8 protein-coding genes are annotated in these 19,357 nt (G+C 39.9%); all 8 read left to right on the top strand.

Annotated elements, in window-relative coordinates:
- Positions 1-20 precede the first annotated feature (20 nt).
- The 8 genes from D1Z92_RS10620 to D1Z92_RS10585 all read left to right on the top strand — a co-directional run bounded on the left by D1Z92_RS10620 (position 21) and on the right by D1Z92_RS10585 (position 19,296).
- Entirely contained in the window at positions 21-10,514 is a 10,494-nt protein-coding gene (locus tag D1Z92_RS10620; protein WP_128895654.1) for a non-ribosomal peptide synthetase, read from the top strand.
- Between the two features lie 22 nt (positions 10,515-10,536).
- On the top strand, positions 10,537-12,003 hold the full coding sequence (locus D1Z92_RS10615; protein WP_240666669.1) for an argininosuccinate lyase: 1,467 nt from the start codon (positions 10,537-10,539) through the stop codon (positions 12,001-12,003).
- 27 nt (positions 12,004-12,030) lie between these two features.
- Positions 12,031-12,927, top strand: a complete 897-nt coding sequence (locus D1Z92_RS10610) for a GHMP family kinase ATP-binding protein (protein ID WP_128895652.1) — start codon at positions 12,031-12,033, stop codon at positions 12,925-12,927.
- Positions 12,928-12,986: 59 nt separating this feature from the next.
- Complete coding sequence (locus D1Z92_RS10605; protein ID WP_370741270.1) at positions 12,987-14,006, top strand: cysteine synthase family protein; 1,020 nt, start codon at positions 12,987-12,989, stop codon at positions 14,004-14,006.
- Positions 13,999-15,255 carry an ATP-grasp domain-containing protein gene (locus D1Z92_RS10600; RefSeq protein WP_128895650.1) on the top strand — a complete coding sequence of 419 codons (1,257 nt, stop codon included), beginning with the start codon at positions 13,999-14,001 and terminating at the stop codon, positions 15,253-15,255. Before D1Z92_RS10605 ends, D1Z92_RS10600 begins: the two co-directional genes overlap by 8 nt.
- The gene (gene ltaE / locus D1Z92_RS10595) at positions 15,252-16,310 is read left to right on the top strand and encodes a low-specificity L-threonine aldolase (RefSeq protein ID WP_128895649.1); all 1,059 of its coding nucleotides are present in this window, start codon (positions 15,252-15,254) and stop codon (positions 16,308-16,310) included. Before D1Z92_RS10600 ends, ltaE begins: the two co-directional genes overlap by 4 nt.
- A 369-nt stretch (positions 16,311-16,679) precedes the next feature.
- Positions 16,680-18,614, top strand: a complete 1,935-nt coding sequence (locus D1Z92_RS10590; protein ID WP_164931562.1) for an FAD-dependent oxidoreductase — start codon at positions 16,680-16,682, stop codon at positions 18,612-18,614.
- 337 nt (positions 18,615-18,951) lie between these two features.
- Positions 18,952-19,296, top strand: coding sequence for an S-Ena type endospore appendage (locus D1Z92_RS10585; protein ID WP_128895647.1), 345 nt, complete (start codon positions 18,952-18,954; stop codon positions 19,294-19,296).
- The last annotated feature ends 61 nt before the right edge of the window (positions 19,297-19,357 follow it).

Raw genomic sequence — 19,357 nt, 5'->3', positions numbered from 1 at the left:
TTTAAAAAGGTGGTGTTACGATGAACCCAAAAGATAAATTGAAGTCTAAGTTGGACACATTATCAGCGGATAAGCGAGCTTGGCTAGAAGCGCAGCTCAGAAAAAAACAACAACAGCGAATACCAAAGCGAGCGGAGGGAGAGGAGGTTATTGCTTCTTACGCGCAGCAGAGGTTATGGTTTTTGGAGCAGTTATACCCTGGACGACCCATTTACAATACACCTTTTGCAGTCAGTATAGAGGGCTTGTTTCAAGTGTCCATATTGGAGGACTGTGTAAAAGAGATTATACAGCGACATGAGGTGCTGCGAACGACATTTGTTTCTCATCAAGGAAAAGCAAAAGTTCGAATCTCTGATCTAGCGATGGTGGATGTGGAACAAGTAGATCTGACACAGATCCCTGTGGAAGAAAGAGAAGAGGAGTTCAAGCAGCAGCGAAGTGAGAAAGCATTGAAATTGTTTGATTTAGAACAAGGCCCCTTGCTTGAAGTAACCGTATGGAAATGGAGTCAAGCAAAGTTCGAATTGTTGTTTAATATGCATCATATTGTTGCTGACGGATGGTCTACGGGCATCATGATAAAAGAAATGATGGACTTGTATGAAGCGTTAGCTAAAGGAGCAGCGTCTCCTTTCACTCCTCTTGAAATTCAATATGCCGATTATGCACTTTGGCAACATCGTTGGTTAAAACAAGGGGAAATGCAGAAACAGTTATCTTATTGGAAAAAGCAACTAAGTGGAGATATCCCCTTGTTGTCGCTTTCTGACCCTTCTCATCATGTGACAGTGGATCAAGATGTGGGAGCAGCACAAACATTTACGCTTCCCGCTACACTAGTACATTCCTTGAAGCAGATTAGTGATCAAGCAGGATGTACGATGTTCATGACATTGCTCACCATATATAACATCATCTTAGCTCGTTATACAGGAGAAAATGACATTTTAGTAGGTACACCGATTGCTAATCGCACAGTAGAAGAAGTGGAACCCTTAATCGGCTTTTTTGTCAATACGTTGGTGATTCGTAATGATCTATCTGGTAATCCTACTTTTCTTACCTTACTACAACAAGTAAAGGAAAGGTGTACGGATGCGTATGCAAATCAAGATGTACCATTTGAAAAAATAGTGCAAGAAATCGTGTCTGACAGATCTTTACATCAAACCCCACTTTTCCAAACTTTCTTTGTATTAAATCAACCACTAGAAGGTGTAGTAGAGCAATCAGATTTAAAACTGCATTTTCAGCAGTTGGATACAAATACAGCAAAATTTGATTTAAGCATGATGCTACATGAAGATCATGGTCAATTAATAGGGAAGTTGGAGTATCGTATATCTTTATTTAGTGAGATTTTTATTCAGAGCATGATCGGACATTTCTTCCGTGTTATAGAACAAGTCGTAGAACACCCAACCTATCCTATTCATAAACTTGCGATGCTCACTTCGGATGAACAACACCGGATACTATTCGATTGGAATCAAACGAACGTTAAACGTGATGAACATCAGCTTGTGCATACTTTATTTGAAGCCCAGGCTCATCGTACACCAGATGCACATGCGGTAGTGTTTAAGGAGCAATCACTCACGTACAAACAGCTGAATGCACAAGCAAATCGTGTCGCTCATCAATTGCTGCATAACGGATTTAAAGTAGGAGATTATGCAGGGCTTTGTATGGAGAAGTCATTAGAAATGGTGATCGCAATGCTTGCTATTGTAAAAGCGGGAGGAGCCTATGTTGCTTTAGATCCAAACTACCCAGAGCAAAGATTGCATTGGATGATGGAAGATGCGGATTTGAAGATCATCTTGACATGTCAATCTGTTGTGGATCAAATTCCTGCACATTCTGGGATGACGATGGTAATAGATGGCATGCAGGAAACAGAAGAAATGAAATTATTTTCTACAGAAAACCCTTGTCAAGAAATGAACCAAGAACATGCAGTATACGTCTTATATACTTCAGGCTCTACAGGGAAACCGAAAGGTGTGGAGATGCCACATCGAGCGTTAGTTAATTTGCTATTATGGCAAGAAAATCATTTTTACTCTTCCAAACAAGCGACTACATTACAGTTTGCCTCGGTCAATTTTGATGTATCTTTTCAAGAAATATTTTCTACATGGTGTACAGGTGGGACGTTAATTATTCCTGAAGAACATGTAAGAAAAGATTTTTCTAGTTTGTTGTCCTTATTACAGGAGCAGCAAGTGGAGCGCATTTTTCTACCGTTTGTAGCATTTCATCATTTAGCGGAAGTGGCAGTGAGAGAGAATGTTGCTTTACAAATACGAGAAGTGATTTCGGCAGGAGAACAGTTGCAGATTACACCCGCAATACGTTCATGGATGACAACGTTGCCTGATTGTGTCGTGCAAAACCAGTACGGACCATCAGAAACACATGTGGTGACCTCTTATCAAATGAGTGGTAACCCAATGGATTGGGAGACATTCCCTAGTATTGGTTATCCCATTGATAATACGTCTTGTTACATTGTCGATGAGTTTGGTCAACCTGTTCCTGTTGGCGTTGCTGGGGAGTTGTATATTGGGGGAATGTCGTTAGCAAGAGGTTACGTTAATCGTCCAACGTTAACAGATGAGAAGTTTCTTCCTAATACATTCTTAGATGAAGCCGGACAAAAAATGTATCGGACAGGGGATCTAGCTCGTTTTCATGAAAATGGGGCCATTGAATTTTTACAGCGTATCGACCAACAAGTCAAAGTGCGTGGACATCGTGTGGAGCTTGGAGAGATTGAAGCGGCTTTATTAGCGTATGATTTTGTACGTGAAGCCACGGTTATCGTACGGGAAGATATACCAGGTGATCGTCGATTAGTAGCTTATTTTACGGTGGCAGAGGAAAAAGAAAGTGAACTTGATCTTCACCTTCAAGCGTGGCAAAAAAGATTAGAGAATAAGTTGCCAGAGTATATGATCCCTTCCACATTTATGGTGTTAGATCGTATGCCGCTTTCTCCTAATTTGAAATTAGATCGTAAAGCATTGCCCAAGCCAGAACGGGAGTATGTACATGATGAAAACAAATATGTTACACCAGAAACAGAAACGGAACAAGTTATTGCTCAGATATGGGGCGATGTACTTCATGTAGAACGTATCGGGAAGTGGGATCATTTTTTTGAACTTGGCGGACATTCTTTACTTGCTACACAAGCGATTTCAAGAATGAATACCTCCTTTTCCATACGATTGCCACTGAAAGAATTGTTTGAACATCCTACTTGCGCAGCATTAGCAGCACAAGTAGATGAGCATCTATTGCATACAACAGAAGATACCGCACCAATTAAGCCGGTATCTCGGCAGCAACATTTGCCATTGTCATACTCTCAGGAGCGATTATGGGTGTTACATCAATTACTAACGGATCAAAGTGCATACAATATGCCGGGAGCTATTCGTTTTCAAGGGGAAATACATGTTGAGGCAATGAAAAAAGCGTTACAACATATTGTGGATCGACATGAAGTATTGAGAACGACGTTCCAGAGTGAACAAGAAAAAGCAGTGCAAATTATTCATGATTCTTTCACTTTGGAAATTCCAACTATAGATCTGTCTTCTTTTACAAAGATACAAAAAGAAGAGCAGTTGCAACAACGTATGTTGCAGGAAGCGACGTTTATTTTTGATTTAGTAGAAGGCCCTTTAATCCACTTTACAATATTAAAGATGGATGAGAAAGAGCACATTTTGCTCATTAATATGCATCATATGATTTCAGATGGTTGGTCTATTCATTTACTCATAAACGATTTTACGACTTTGTATAAAGATTTTAGTACAGAAAGTGAGATAAGTTTAGAGCCTCTACCCATCCAATATGCAGATTATGCGGTGTGGCAAAGAGAGCAATTACATCGTTCACTACAAGAACAAATAAAATACTGGGAGAAAAAACTTGGGGATGGTGTGCCACCACTGCAATTACCAACAGACTATTCTCGTCCCTCTGTACAAACATACGAAGGATCATCTATTCGCTTTGTACTTCCATCATCATTGACGAAGTCTTTGAAAGCATGGGGAAATAAACATGACGCTACATTGTATATGGTGCTGATGGCTGCTTTTCAAGCGTTGCTGTATCGCTATAGTGGACAACAAGATTTTGCTATTGGAACGCCAGTGGCAGGAAGACAGCATCAGGACTTAGAAAAACTCATTGGTTTTTTTGTTAATACACTTGTAATTACATCAGATACTAATTCAAATGTGACTGCTTCACAATTGTTGGGTCGTGTGCGACAAACTACACTAGCTGCATTTGAACATCAAGATGTTCCTTTTGAGTATATTGTGAAGCAACTTCATAACAATAGAGACCTTAGTGTATCTCCACTATTTCAAGTGATGTTTGCACTGCAAAATGTGCCAAGTACAGATATGAAATTAGAGAATGTACGTATCAGCCAAATTCCATACCAGAGTCAAACTGCAAAGTTTGACCTAACGCTATCGATGACGGAAGAAGAGCATTGTTTAACAGGAGTGATGGAGTTTAACAAGCATTGTTTCCGTCCAGAGTCCATACAAAGTATGATTCGTCATTTTCAAATGATACTTGAACACATGATCAAGGATACGACTTCCGCTATAACACAGCTGCCTCTCCTTACGAAAGAAGAGGAGGAATCGTTAATAGCAAGGAACAACACAACAGTACAATATCCACGTGAACTTACTATACATGAGGTTTTTGAGCGGGTAGTGGAGCATCACAGTAATAAGTTGGCTCTACAAGATCATCATCAATCATTAACGTATCAAGAACTTAATGATGCGGCGAATCAATTAGCTCATCAACTGCGGGACTGGGATGTGAAACATGGAGATCATGTTGGAGTATGCATGGAAAGGTCAGCGGATCTGGTCATTAGTTTACTTGCTATTTTAAAGGTTGGGGCGGTTTATGTTCCGTTTGATCTCAATCTACCAGAGGAAAGGTTTCGTTATATGCTGGAAGATGCAGAAGTATCCTTGATGCTGACGCAAAGTAAACAAGAACATCAACTTCTTTCGTATGATGTTACTACGGTCAGTGTGGACGATCATGTAGAAGCGATACGAAATCAAAGTATAGAGAATCTTTCACATGCACGAGGAGCAGAACAATTAGCCTACATTAACTATACGTCTGGCTCAACAGGAAAGCCGAAAGGCGTGTGTATTCCTCATCGTGGTGTAGTCAGGCTAGTGAAAAATAACGATGCCTTGATGGATGTTCGTGAGGAGGATATATGGCTGCAAGCATCTACCATCTCATTTGATGCTGCAACGATGGAAATTTGGGGTAGTTTGTTAAATGGAGCATGTTTGGCTGTATTGAAAGACCAAGCGACGCTGGAAGAAATAGCCGATGCGATTGAGCACCAACGTGTGACGATTTTATTTTTAACCGCAGGTTTATTCCATCAAATGATAGACTACTATGTTCATCGTCTCCAACCTCTTCGTTTGCTCATTTCAGGAGGAGATGTACTATCTGTTCCTCACGTCAAAAAAGCATTGCAAACATTAAAAGGTTGTACTGTTATTAACGCGTATGGTCCTACTGAAAATACAACCGTAACGACATGTCATCGTATGACGCATGCAGATCAAGTTGGTGCGACGGTTTCCATAGGTACTCCAATTGCCAATACAGAAGTGTATGTATTGGATGCGTACAGACAGCCAGTTCCCATTGGAGTTGCAGGTGAACTTTATATCGGTGGAGATGGTTTAGCAACTGGGTATTTGAATCGACCAGAATGGACAGCAGATACATTTATTCCTCATCCTTTTAAATCCAATCAACGCCTATATCAAAGTGGGGATATTGTTCGTTACACATGGGATGGAACCATTCAATTTATAGGTAGAAAAGATAATCAAGTAAAAATACGCGGTTTCCGTATTGAATTAAGTGAAATTGAAAACGGTTTACTATCGCATCCGCATATACAAGCAGCTTTCGTTATGGTTCATGAGGATTCAACAGCAAACAAGCAATTAGTAGCTTATCTTGTAAGTGAAGGAGATAAGACGGTAGACGTTTCTACTTTAAAAACTACGCTAAAAGATAAGGTGCCGGCGTACATGATCCCATCAGCGTATATTTGGTTAGAGCAATTTCCACTAGATGTCAATGGAAAAGTCAATCGGAGAGCATTGCCAGCTCCCGATCTGAAGGCCTCATTGGATGTCGATTATGTTGCACCTAAAACAACGATAGAAAAGAAATTGGTTGTAATTTGGGAGGAAGTATTAGCAGTATCACCTATTGGTATACACGACAATTTCTTTGAGCTTGGAGGTCATTCTTTATTAGCAACACAGGTCATCACGCGTATTCATATGCAATTACAACTGCGTGTTTCATTGAAGGTGTTGTTTGGCTCGCCGACGATAGTTGAACTTGCACAAGTGGTAGAAACAATGCAAAAAGTGGAGCAGTCTAATGATGTATTAGCATCTTCCGAATCTTTATCGTCGATTCCATCCTTCTTATCTACTCATAAGACTAAAGATGAACCGTTGCCACTTTCTTTTGCACAAGAACGCCTGTGGGTACTGGATCAAATTATGGGTAAATCAGACGTATATAACATACCAATTACATTGCATTTGGAAGGGGATTTAAACGTTGAGGCTCTGGAAAAAACAATAAATGCATTGATGAGGCGACATGCTGGATTGCGAACAACGTTTGTGAAACAAGGAAGCCAGCTTATGCAAGTCATAGGAGAAAACGCTTGGCAAAGCTTACATCGACAAGACGTAAGTCACTTAGAACATAAGGAGAAGCAATTCGCGTTGAAGCGAATGATCCAAAAGCATGTGAAACATCCATTTGATTTAGATCAGTTTCCACTCATTCGTTTTCACTTGATTCGTTTGGACAAAGCAGCACATGTATTTGTAATTAATATGCATCATATTATTTCTGATGGTTGGTCCATGTCCATTTTAATCAAGGAATTTCAGTTAATGTATGCCGCAATGGTCAAGGGTGCATCCCCTTCGCTTCCTGCTTTACCGATTGATTATAGTGACTTTGCTGTATGGCAACGTAGTGTGTACGAAAAAGGCTTACTCGAAAAGCAGATGACATATTGGAAAGAGCACTTAAGTGGGAACTTACCGACATTAACACTGCCGTTAGATTATCCACGACCTGATGTGCAGACATATCGAGGTTCTTCTGTTTCTTTTACCGTAGAAGAAGACCTATATGTTGAACTAAAAGCGTGGAGTCAACAACAGCAAGTCACCATGTTTATGACTTTGTTTGCCGTATTTAATTTATTTTTATCTCGATATTCAGGAATGCAAGATATTGTCGTAGGAACGCCTGTAGCGGGCAGAAGTAGGGTGGAGCTCGAAGGTCTTGTCGGTTGTTTTGTTAATACGTTGCCAATCAGAACGAATGTAGAAGGAAACCCAACTTTTATTGAGCTTTTACAACGCGTGGAAGAAGTGACGTTACAAGCTTATGCACATCAAGACGTTCCATTTGAGAAAATAGTCCAAGCGGTTAGCGATCAAAGAAAATGGAATGAAACACCTTTGTTTCAAGTGATGTTTGCGCTGCAAAGCGAAATGAAGCTGGATATGGATGAAAATAACCTGCAAATAACCACGATGTCAGATGAAATCGATAGTGTGAAATTCGATGTGTTGTTATCGATGGAAGAGAAAGATACGTTCATGCAGGGAATATTTAAGTATAATACTGACTTATTTCACCATGAAACGGTGGAGCGGATGGTAAGGCACTTTATGAATCTATTACGAAGTGTGATGCAACATCCAGATGAACGGATACAGGAAATACCTATTTTAAATACTGCAGAAAAAAACACCATGATAGTAGATTGGAATGATACCCATCAGACCATAGAAGAAAAAGGTCTGCACGAAGTGGTTGAAGAACAGGTGAAACGACATCCAGATGCAGAGGCGATCATCGAAGAGCAGCAAGTATACACTTACCGTCAGCTAAACGATAGAGCGAATCAATTGGCCCATGCGCTCCAACATGAAGGAGTAAAAAAAGGAGACATTGTAGGACTTTGTTTATCTCGTTCATCTGAATGCATCATCTCTATGTTAGCTATTTTTAAAATTGGCGCAGCATATTTACCTCTAGATCCAAGCTATCCGATTACTAGGCTGCAATACATGATAGACGATGCAAAGCCCGTTCTTATTTTGTTCGAGGAACATATGGATAAACGCTTCACAGGAGCTGAAGTATGGAAGTCCATGTTCATAGAGCGTGAAAAAGAGCGAATTGCCACTTATTCTACTACATTTGAAGCCGACTCCTCAGGCGGCAAGCAATTAGCTTACGTCATGTACACATCAGGATCAACAGGAAAACCAAAAGGGGTGATGATTGAACATCGTTCCGTAGTAAATGAACTAGATTCGCGTTCTATGTATGGTTTTAATGAGTCAGATCGAATGATGTTTAAAGCTTCTATGAGCTTTGATGCTTCCGTTGTAGAAATATTTTGGCCGCTAACTACAGGTGCATGTGTTGTTATTGCAAAATCAGGAGGAGAGCGTGATCCGGCTTACTTAGTGGAACGAATAATAGAACAACAGGTGACGACCATCCACTTTGTCCCTTCGATGTTAAATGTGTTTTTGGATGAAAAAAGGGTAGCAGAATGTACTTCTCTTCGTCGTGGTTTTAGCGGAGGAGAGAAGCTGACGGTGGATTTACAACAAAAATGGTTTGCGACATTATCTGCAGATTTAATCAATCGTTATGGCCCAACGGAAACCACCATTAATGCAACAGCTTGGCAATGTTCAGACAATACCCGAATAGATGATATTCCGATTGGCCGACCTATACAAAATGTACAAGCTTACGTATTAGATCGTTATATGCAACCTGTTCCAATTGGAGTAGAAGGGGAGTTGCATATTAGTGGAATGGGGTTAGCAAGAGGTTACCTACGTCGTCCAGATTTAACAGAAGAAAAATTTGTCCCACATCCCTTCATTGCTGGTGAAAGATTATATAGAACGGGAGATATGGCAAAGTATACAGCGGACGGTGATATAGCATTTATAGGTCGCAATGATCAGCAAATCAAGTTAAGAGGGCTAAGAATAGAATTGGGTGAAATTACGACTGTACTATTACAGCACCCTCAAGTGGAGCAAGCCGTCGTCTTAGCAAAAGAACAGCGTATAGTGGCCTTTATAAAATTGCGAGGGCAGGTATCTGTATCGATAGTAAAACAACATATAAAGAAAAAGCTTCCTGATTATATGGTGCCTTCAGAAATAGTATGTATTGCATCATTTCCTGTTCACTCCAGTGGCAAAATGGATCATTCTGCATTGTGGAGTAAAAGAGGTATGACGCCATCTCAAGAGCATACGGAGAGGATAGTTGCAAGAAACGAGACAGAAAGACAGCTTGTTATGATATGGGAACGACTGCTTCAGCATTCCTCTATCGGTGTGACGGATCACTTTTTTGAATTAGGAGGGCATTCTTTATTGGCTATTCAGTGCGTACATGCCATAGAGGAAGCTTTTGAAATCAAAGTTCCACTGGCTGTGTTGTTTGAGAAAGATACGATTGAACAACTGGCGAAGTTCCTTCACAAAAGTGAGGAGCAAAGAAGTGAGGAAAAGCAATGCATCGTAACTATACAATCAAAAGGAATTCACGCGCCCCTTTTCATACTGCATCCCATTGGTGGGCACGTACTTCACTATAGTGAACTTGCGAAGGCATTAGGAGAGCATCAACCCGTATATGGTTTACAGGCAAGGGGACTGGTGGATCGGGATGTTACGATCAGCTCCATAGAGCAAATGGCTGCTTTTTATGTAAAAGAAATAAAAAAAGTTCAACCGGTGGGACCTTATCAACTTGCTGGTTGGTCATTTGGCGGCATCGTTGCTTTCGAAATGGGACAGCAATTAAGAATGCAAGGTGAACAAGTTTCCCTAATGCTATTAGATGCTGTGGTGCCAGCGGAGATATCTGATGAAGTAAATGATGATGTGTCCCATTTTGCGTATGATTTAGCACAACGTTATGGCGCATCGTGGTCTGAATCCAATTTACTAGCTTTTCGACAACTAAAAAATGATGATGACAAAATGAATATGCTGATAGAGCACTTGGAGAAACAGTTTGGTGAAGACTTGAACATGAGAGAAGATATTTTACAGTCCTATGCGCTATTTACAAGTCATTTACGAGCCAGGCGATCTTACAAGCCAGCATCGTATGATGGATCAGCTCTACTTATCAAAGCCAAGGGAGAAAAGCATGAGAAAAGAGGAGAGGCCTTAGGATGGGAACGCTTAATACAAGGTGAGCTAACTGTACGTGAACAGGAAGGAAACCATTATACGATGTTACAAATTCCAAACGTAGAGCAGCTTGCTAATGAAATGAAACACTATTTAGAGCGATTGAACATATGGAGTGTAAATGCTTAATGTCCATAAGGAGGTGAAGAGGTTGCAGTCTCATGTTGAAAATGAGCCAGCGTTAACTGGAAGAATTAAAGCATCACCTAGCAATATTGTCGTGGAGCATATCTTGAAGCCGCAATTTGATTTCGAACTTATTCACTATCTCCCATACTATATCGAAATTGAAAAAATATTAACGACACAATATGAGCAAATGGGGCTACTTACCTCAGAGGATAAATTGCAAATCCACGTGTTGCTAGATGAACTGAATAAAGAAAAATTACTTGCATGTTCTGAAGAGAATATGACAGATATTTTATTTGCTATCGAGCACTATGTGGAAAAGCGACTTGACCATCCCGTTCCAGCATGGCATATGGATCGCAGTCGCAACGATGTACAAGCTACAGCACAAGTGATGTTTATGAGAGATCAACTACGTCATATCGTTAAGGCGTGTTTACACTTTGCTGAAGTTGTGCTTGTATTGGCACAAACGTATACGGAACAACCTATGCCAGGATACACCCATTATCAGTCAGCGCAAGTGATTACGGTTGGATTTTACTTCGCCGCTTTAAATGAACAATGGATAAAAGGTACAAAGAGATTGCAAAGGTTATTGGATGAGCTGAATGAATGTCCATTAGGATCAGGAGCAATGGCAGGTGCTGAGCTAGAATGGGATCGTGATGAAATGGCCACCGCATTAGGATTTAAGCAACCTGTTAGACATGCACTAAGTGGGATAGCATCAAAAGAATGGATGCTGCTTATTTCAGGTGAATTGACGGTTATTAGCACGACACTAAGTAGATTTCTAACAGATGTCATTACTTGGGGCAGCAGTGAGTATCAGTTTATTGATCTTCCTGATGCATTATCAGGTATATCTTCAGCTATGCCACAGAAAAAAAACTTCCCTATATTGGAACGCATTCGGGGGAAAACAGCGCACATGCTCGCTTACTTTAATGATTTCAACAGTGCGCAGCGCAATACACCTTATACCAATTTGGTTGAAACGGCAAAAGAAGGGGGAAGTCATTTCTATCCCATGATGAAAAATATGATGGACATACTTACACTATCTAGTTTAGTCATGACCCATTTGTCCTTTCATACGGAACGGTTGAACGAGCATTGCCGACATGGTTTTTTCGGTGGTTTTAGTTTAGCAAATCTATTAACAGCAACGTTTCATATTCCATATCGCCAAGCACAAGTACTATCGGGAAAATATATCGTTCAAATGATTCAGCAGGAGAGAGATCCTCTTTCTGTAGACGTGCAAACTCTAACAACATTATGTAGTGAACAAGGATATGACATACAAATCGAAGCGAAGCAACTCCGGCAAATGTTTGAGGTAGAGTACAATGTTTGGAATAAACGGACAGCAGGTTCTACTCATCCTGATGAAGTAAACAAGATGCTTCTGTTACAGAAAGAAGAAATACAAGCACAGTATACATTATATGAAAATTGGATTGCGTGTTGGAGAAGGTGATCAATATTTTTCGTAGAGGTGAAAAATATGCAACTAAAAACACAGTTACAAGAACAATCTTTATTTTGTCGTATTGGAAAAGGAACTGCGTTTGGAACATTCGGTGAATTACTACAAGGGGTAGGCAGTGATGATCAAGATTTTTTAGTAACATTACCTATTCAACGCTACTCTACCGTTATTTTCACATCCCAACCAGATCGAGAAGAGTTGATTGTCTCACCAAGTAGTAAGAAAAAGTCAGCGCAATTAGCTAAAAATATTTTGAAGTATTTCAATCTTCCACAAGGGGGAATGTTGGAGATTGTCAGTACGGTTCCCGTTGGAAAAGGATTGGCCAGTTCTTCTGCCGATTTAGTAGCTACGGCGCGAGCGATAAGTCATTGCTTTGACATCGAATTAGAAGAGGAACAGTTAGAAACGATGTTACACCAAATTGAGCCAACGGATGGTGTGATGTATGAAGGTGTCGTATCTTTTTACCATCGAAGAGTGAAATTACAACAGTTTCTCGGTATGCTGCCTCCACTTACCATCGTTAGTATTGATGAAGGGGGCGAAGTAGATACGGTTGAATTCAATCAATTTCCTAAGCCATTTACAGAAGAAGAGAAGCAGGGGTTTGATCAACTACTAAAAAATATTGCTAAAGCGATAACCGCACAAGATCTAAAGAGAATAGGTGAAATTTCTACCCATAGTGCTGTATTGAATCAAAAATTAAAAAAGAAAAAATTCTTCGAACATGTCATGGAAATATGTAATGTCATTCATGCTTTAGGTGTTATTGTCACGCACAGCGGTACGTGCATTGGCATTTTGCTTTCACCAGAAGATGAGCATTATACACAACAACTGCAAACGGCCTATGATAAGCTCTATGAGTTGGCAGGAGAGGTGACGATTTATCATTCTATTTCTTAAGGAGATGCTTGGGATGTTTAGGGATAGCGAAGGAGGAATATATCGTGATTAGAGATACGATGCTAGATTGTATTGGCAATACCCCGCTCGTTCGGTTGAAATTAGATTCATGTTGTAAAGGAAATGTATATGGAAAGCTAGAGTTGCAGAATCCTTTTGGAATGAAGGATCGCGTCGCAAAACATATTATTTTGGAAGCGAAACGTAGAGGAGAACTGTTGGATGGTGCACCAATTATCGAGAGTTCATCAGGTACATTGGCTTGTGGTGTGGCTCTGGTTGGTACATATTTAGGGCATGAAGTACACATCGTAACCGATCCACGTATCGATTCCATTACGCTTGCAAAATTGACGTCGTTAGGATGCCATGTTCACGTTGTAGATAAAATGAGTGCGCAAGGTTGGCAGAGTGCTCGCCTTGAACGATTACAACAAATGTTACAAGAAATGCCGTCCGCATTTTGGCCTCGACAATATGAAAATCCTGATAATCCCAATGCCTATATTCAATGTGCTGAAGAGATAGTAGCAGATATACCGCAAGTGGATATATTAATCGGTTCTGTTGGTAGTGGGGGTTCGTTATGTGGAACAGCAAAGGCACTCAAACAGTATCATCCCAATTTAAAAGTAGTGGCGGTTGATGCAGTAGGTAGTGTCATATTCGGTCAACCTGATCGTCCAAAACGTTTACAAGGAGGCTTAGGCAATTCTCTCATTGCTAAAAACGTGCAACATGCATTAGTAGATGAGGTGCATTGGTTGAATGATGAGGAAGCTTTTGCTGCGACATTACAGCTCGCTAAAGAGCAACAGATTTTTGCGGGCAACTCCTCGGGCTCTGTGTATGCTGTAGCTCGTTATATTAGTCAACAAGTAAAAGAGTCCGTTAACATCGTAGCAATCTTGCCTGATCGTGGAGACCGATACGCACACAATATATATCATTCTGCTTATCACCAAGAGAAAGGAATACACAATCTTGTTTTACCGAGGGAACCTCAACGAGTATCGAATCAGACAACCGTAGAGCATTGGTCTTATGCTGAAATGAAAGGAGTATTTGAACATGTCTAATACTATCGTCATATTCATTGAAGCCAATACAACAGGTACAGGCATGTTAGCTTTGAAAAAGGTGACAGCACTCGGTTATCAACCTTTCTTTTTTACAAATAAACCACAACGATATCGCGGATTAGAAGAGACGGGAAGCCGTGTTATTACGTGTAACACTAATGATGTGGAGCAGCTTAAGCATGTAGTAGAAACAACGGTTGATAGATCACATATAGCAGGAATCATGACGACAAGTGAATTTTATTTAGAGACTGTAGCTTATCTAGCATCGTGTTTTGAATTATGCGGGAATTCATTAAACTCTATGAAGAATGTTCGAAATAAATACTTTACTCGACAACAGTTGGCGACATCGAAAGTAAAGCAGCCACATTTTTATGCTCTAAAACATAGGACACAAATCAATGAGGCTTTAGATAAAATAGGATTGCCCTGTATTGTCAAACCAGTTGATGATAGTGGATCTAATAATGTATTGTACTGTGAAACGCTACAGCAAGTGGAGAAGCAAGTGCAACACATTCTGTCTACTACTTATAATGTGAGAGGACAACAAAACGCTTCTGTTGTGCTTATCGAACAGTTTGTTGCAGGTGATGAGTACAGTGTAGAAATGTTAAGTTGGCAAGGGGAAACGATGGTACTTGGCATTACAAAAAAGTATGTTTCTGGTTTTCCTTACTTCGTGGAAGCAGGTCATCAATTTCCAGCAACACTAGCCTTAGAGCAAGAGCGTCATATGATAGAGACAGTGCGACAAGCGATAGACGCAGTTGGCATAGAGAATGGAGCCACGCATACCGAGGTTAAATGGACAGAAGAGGGTTGTTCTATTATTGAGATGAATGGGCGGATGGCTGGTGGAATGATACCAGAGCTCATTCATCATACAACAGGGGTGGACGTACTAGAGCAGCAAATACGATGTTTTTTGCAAGGGCCAACGGCGCATGCTCTACGTAGTAACGGGGTCGCTGGCATACGATTTATTCAACCTAATCAAACGGGTACATTAGTGTCTGTCAAAGGGGTTGAAGCAGTGGAGCAAATGGAAGGAGTAAAACAAGTAGTAGTAACAGCAAAGTTAGGGAAAGACATCAGGACGCCACAAAATGCGTATGACAGAATAGGCTATATTATTGCACATACAGACACTGCATCAGAGACAACTGCTTGCTTAGAGAAAGCCGTAAATAGCATACAAATGGAAGTAAATCCAATACAAGTAGGAGTGAAGATGAAATGATTGAATTACGTAGTGATACGTTTACATTACCTACAAAAGAAATGCTAGAGGCAATTCCTTTGGCGGCATTAGGGGATGATGTATACCAAGAAGATCCGACAGTGAAGCAATTACAGCAGCATGCAGCAGATGTAATGGGAAAAGAAGCTGCTATCTTTATGCCCAGTGGAACAATGGCAAACTTAAGCGCTATCATGGCCCATTCTCCTCGTGGATCTAAAGTTTTGGTAGGTGATGAAACGGATATTTTTATTTATGAAGCGGGAGGAGCAGCGGTTTGTGGAGGAGTAATGTACGAACCGATAAGAACAAAGAAGGATGGAACGCTAGCTATAGAAGATTTAGCTGAAGCAATTCCCAAAGAATTTGAAGATCCTCAATTTGCTCTACCATCTCTCATCTGTTTAGAAAATCCGCATAATCGAATGGGAGGAAGAGTGTTACCTTTATCCTATCTACATGAAGTTAGCGTGTTTGCAAAGGAAAATCAACTACCTGTGCATATGGATGGAGCAAGGGTGTTTAATGCCGCTGTTGCCCTAGACCTCCCAGTAAATGAAATTGCTCAGTATGCTGACTCACTACAATTTTGTTTATCCAAAGGTCTATCTGCACCGATAGGATCTATGGTAGTAGGGAGTCATGACTTTATCCAAAAAGTGTATCGCATTCGTAAAATGCTAGGTGGAGGCATGAGACAAGTTGGGATTATGGCCGCGCCGGGTATAGTGGCATTAGAGAAGATGGTAGATCGATTAAGAGAAGATCATCAAAATGCTTATAAACTAGCAGAAGGTCTCAGCCGTATGGATGGAATACATTGTGATATCCAAATGGTAGAAACAAATATTGTATTTTTTACTATAGAGCACCCAAATATAAGTTGGCAAAATTTTGTTAAGATGGCGAAAGAAAGAGGATTGCATGTTGCGGAATTAGGTTATGGTCGAATTCGTGCGGTCACGCATGCAGGGGTGAAGAGTAGCGAAGTGGATGAAGCATTAGAGATTATAGAACATATCATGCAAGAAGCTGTAGTAGGACACTTTTCCTAATTATTTTCTGTAAAATAACATGTTTGTACGATTTGACTTGTCATTTATTTTCTGTACAATAAATATTGTTGACAATGACAAATAAGCAAGAAAATAGTTCATGAATGGTGTCAAAACAAATGATGCCTGTATGAGCTACGCCTATATCTATATAAGCTAACCAATAGTTTTTGTTTTTCATATCTTACGTTTCCCTCGCTACGTAAGAAGTGAGGGAATTTCTATGCATTTTTTAGTTTGTGTTAATAGATTCAAGGTGGATAAAATGAAACTGAAATGATGTTCACTTATATTAGGAAGGATAACTTGCTTTAATGTCTCTATGTTGTAGTCATCATATTCATTACATATATAAATAGGAGTGATATTTTGAAAGTTATACTACGTAAACCGACGACCATTATTGCTTTACTTGTCGTATTCGCTATAGCAGTTTTTGGCTTTGTCTATTTAAATGAAAGTGGTGTGTTTAGTGATAATGATCCCACACCTACCGATGAAGAGAAGCAATTGGTGGAAAATTATGTTTATCCAGAAGCACTACCGTCTCTAGCAGATGCATATGAGTGTATTGTTGTAGGTGGGGAACCAGAAGGCGTGGCAGCAGCAGTTTCTGCGGCAAGAAATGGCTGCGATACATTACTAGTGGAACCAAGAGATAGGTTAGGCGGATTAATGACCGTAGCGATGTTGAATTTCCTAGACTTACCACAAGATAAAGATGGAAAGTTATTAAGTGAAGGTATCTTTACGGAATGGCACAACATGGTTGGCGGAGGCAGCGCTTTTGATATTGAGCTTGCGGAAGCTGCATTTTTAAAATTAATACAAGATGAAGAAAATATTACGCTTGCACTAGAAACGACATTAGTGGATGTTCACTTTAGCGAAGAAGATGGTGCAATTTTAAACGCTATTACCTTGCAAAATGAAGAAGGAACGAAAAAAATAACAGGACAAAGGTTCATTGATGCTACACAAGATGCTGATTTAGCTGCTATGGCAGGTGTCCCTTATTTTGTAGGTAATGAAGATTTAAACTTGAACGATGAACAGATGGCTGTTACACCGATGATTCATTTGAAAAATGTAGATTGGGAAAAAGTGAGAGACAAAAGCAATCAAGACGTATTAGGCGGTTATGAAGCTACGGGAGATGCAGCATGGGGTTATGGAGAACTTCATCATGTATACGAAGAGAAAGAAGCAGATACACATTTGCGTGGTTTAAACGTCGCTCGCACGATGGATAGTGAGGGTACGGAGCATTTTTACATTAATGCTTTGCAAGTGTTCGGTGTGGATGGCTTAGATGAAGCTTCCAAACAGGAAGGTTTGGAGCGCGGCATTAGAGAAATAGATCACATCGTTACGTATTTCCAAGAGAATATACCAGGATTTGAAAATGCTGAGATTGCAAGTTATCCAACAGAAATGTATATACGTGAGACGAGACATATTTTAGCTGAATACCAATTGCCAATGTCAGATATTTGGAGAAATAAAGATCACTGGGACAGTATCGCTATCGGTGGTTATCCTGTGGATGTGCAATCCACATCTCCAGAAAATCAGGGTTATGTGATATCTAGTCCAGATCGCTATGCCATACCATTTCGTTCTACCGTTCCAGTAGAAGTGGATCAATTACTTGTCGTGAGTCGTTCGGCAGGATACTCTTCTCTAGCAGCAGGGACGACTCGCATGATCCCTACTGGTATGAATGTAGCCCAAGCTGGTGGGTTAGCGGCTAAACTATCCATGGACGAAAATATAACGTTCCGTGAAATGTCCAAAGATGAAACGTTAATACAACAGCTACGTGAAACATTAATGGAGCAAGGTGCTTATATTGATCAATTTACTGTGGATTATCCTTTTGAAGGGGAATGGAACGATGATGCGCTTACGAATTTAATCAATATTGGTGTCATTGTTGGTGGGTATACCAACGAACGTTTTGCAGTAGAGGAAGAAGCATCACCTGGAAGAATGTTTAATGTTTTGGGTAATGGATTGAAGCGATTAGATGTAGAAGAAGATGTATCGCCTATGATAGAAATGGTACAACAGTTATATGGAACTTACACAGAGGAAACGTTACTCCGTGATGATATGGCTACTATCCTGATTAAACTGCATGATGCGGAGCTTTCTTTAGAAGAAGATGTGTGGCAGCAAGCAGTGGATTTAGAACTAGTGGATAACATCATAGTGGATCGCTTAGATAGCAATCGTATTGTAACAAATGGTGAAGTCTATTATACACTGAATTTATTATTCCAATCTGTACTTCAGTCATAGCATGAATGTCATAACATAATTAGTTTATATTCTTAATATAGCTTATATTATTTTGCAAAAAGAGTCATCGCAGGTATTGCATCCAATAGTTAGAGTCATGATCTAGCTTTTTTGGAATCATTGCCTGTTCGATGGCTCTTTTGTATGTGTGTATATTTGTTTCATCGTCCAAGCAAAATGTATCTTGACACATATGATATAGCACAACGAGAAGGGGGAATGTAGCTGGGTGTTCATTCATGAAGTTGAGACATAGCATAGAAATAAATGAAAAACAATGTTTTGTTATATTAGGTTTCATCGTTTTTCACTATAAAGGAGAAGAGGAGGTAAGGATATGTCTATTAGAGATCGTAGAGCTGTTGTTCCTGGTAAGTCCATTCATTTATTAACTTCTGAAGATAGTTTTCAGGAATTTAATTTAAATAACATTGTTGGAAAAAGAGAAATATACAGGTCTGATGTCCCCCGTATTGTATCAGCTTCTATTCAAATTTATACAGATGGGGGCTCTATTAGAACTACAATAACTCGCAAAAATAACAGTGTGGAAGTTGTTGATGTCGACCAAACAGTAGAAAGAGGGTTCACGTTTAGTAATGTGGTGAAGATTGAAATAGAACGTATAGCGGGTACTGGCTCTGGAGAGTTTGAAATATACGGTGTCGCTGAAAAGTTGTAATATAAATGTGCATGGTGTATAACATTTTTGCCCACGTACATTGCATAGCGTATACAACACA

Source organism: Longirhabdus pacifica, assembly GCF_004115085.1.
Taxonomy (GTDB): domain Bacteria; phylum Bacillota; class Bacilli; order Paenibacillales; family DSM-105158; genus Longirhabdus; species Longirhabdus pacifica.
This window is presented reverse-complemented; position numbering and strand designations above follow the sequence as displayed.

Bases quoted from the DNA above. Each gene is read 5' to 3' on its own strand.
- D1Z92_RS10620 (WP_128895654.1), top strand. From the start codon at position 21: ATGAACCCAAAAGATAAATTGAAGTCTAAGTTGGACACATTATCAGCG.
- D1Z92_RS10610 (WP_128895652.1), top strand. From the start codon at position 12,031: ATGCAACTAAAAACACAGTTACAAGAACAATCTTTATTTTGTCGTATT.
- D1Z92_RS10605 (WP_370741270.1), top strand. From the start codon at position 12,987: ATGCTAGATTGTATTGGCAATACCCCGCTCGTTCGGTTGAAATTAGAT.
- D1Z92_RS10600 (WP_128895650.1), top strand. From the start codon at position 13,999: ATGTCTAATACTATCGTCATATTCATTGAAGCCAATACAACAGGTACA.
- ltaE (WP_128895649.1), top strand. From the start codon at position 15,252: ATGATTGAATTACGTAGTGATACGTTTACATTACCTACAAAAGAAATG.
- D1Z92_RS10585 (WP_128895647.1), top strand. From the start codon at position 18,952: ATGTCTATTAGAGATCGTAGAGCTGTTGTTCCTGGTAAGTCCATTCAT.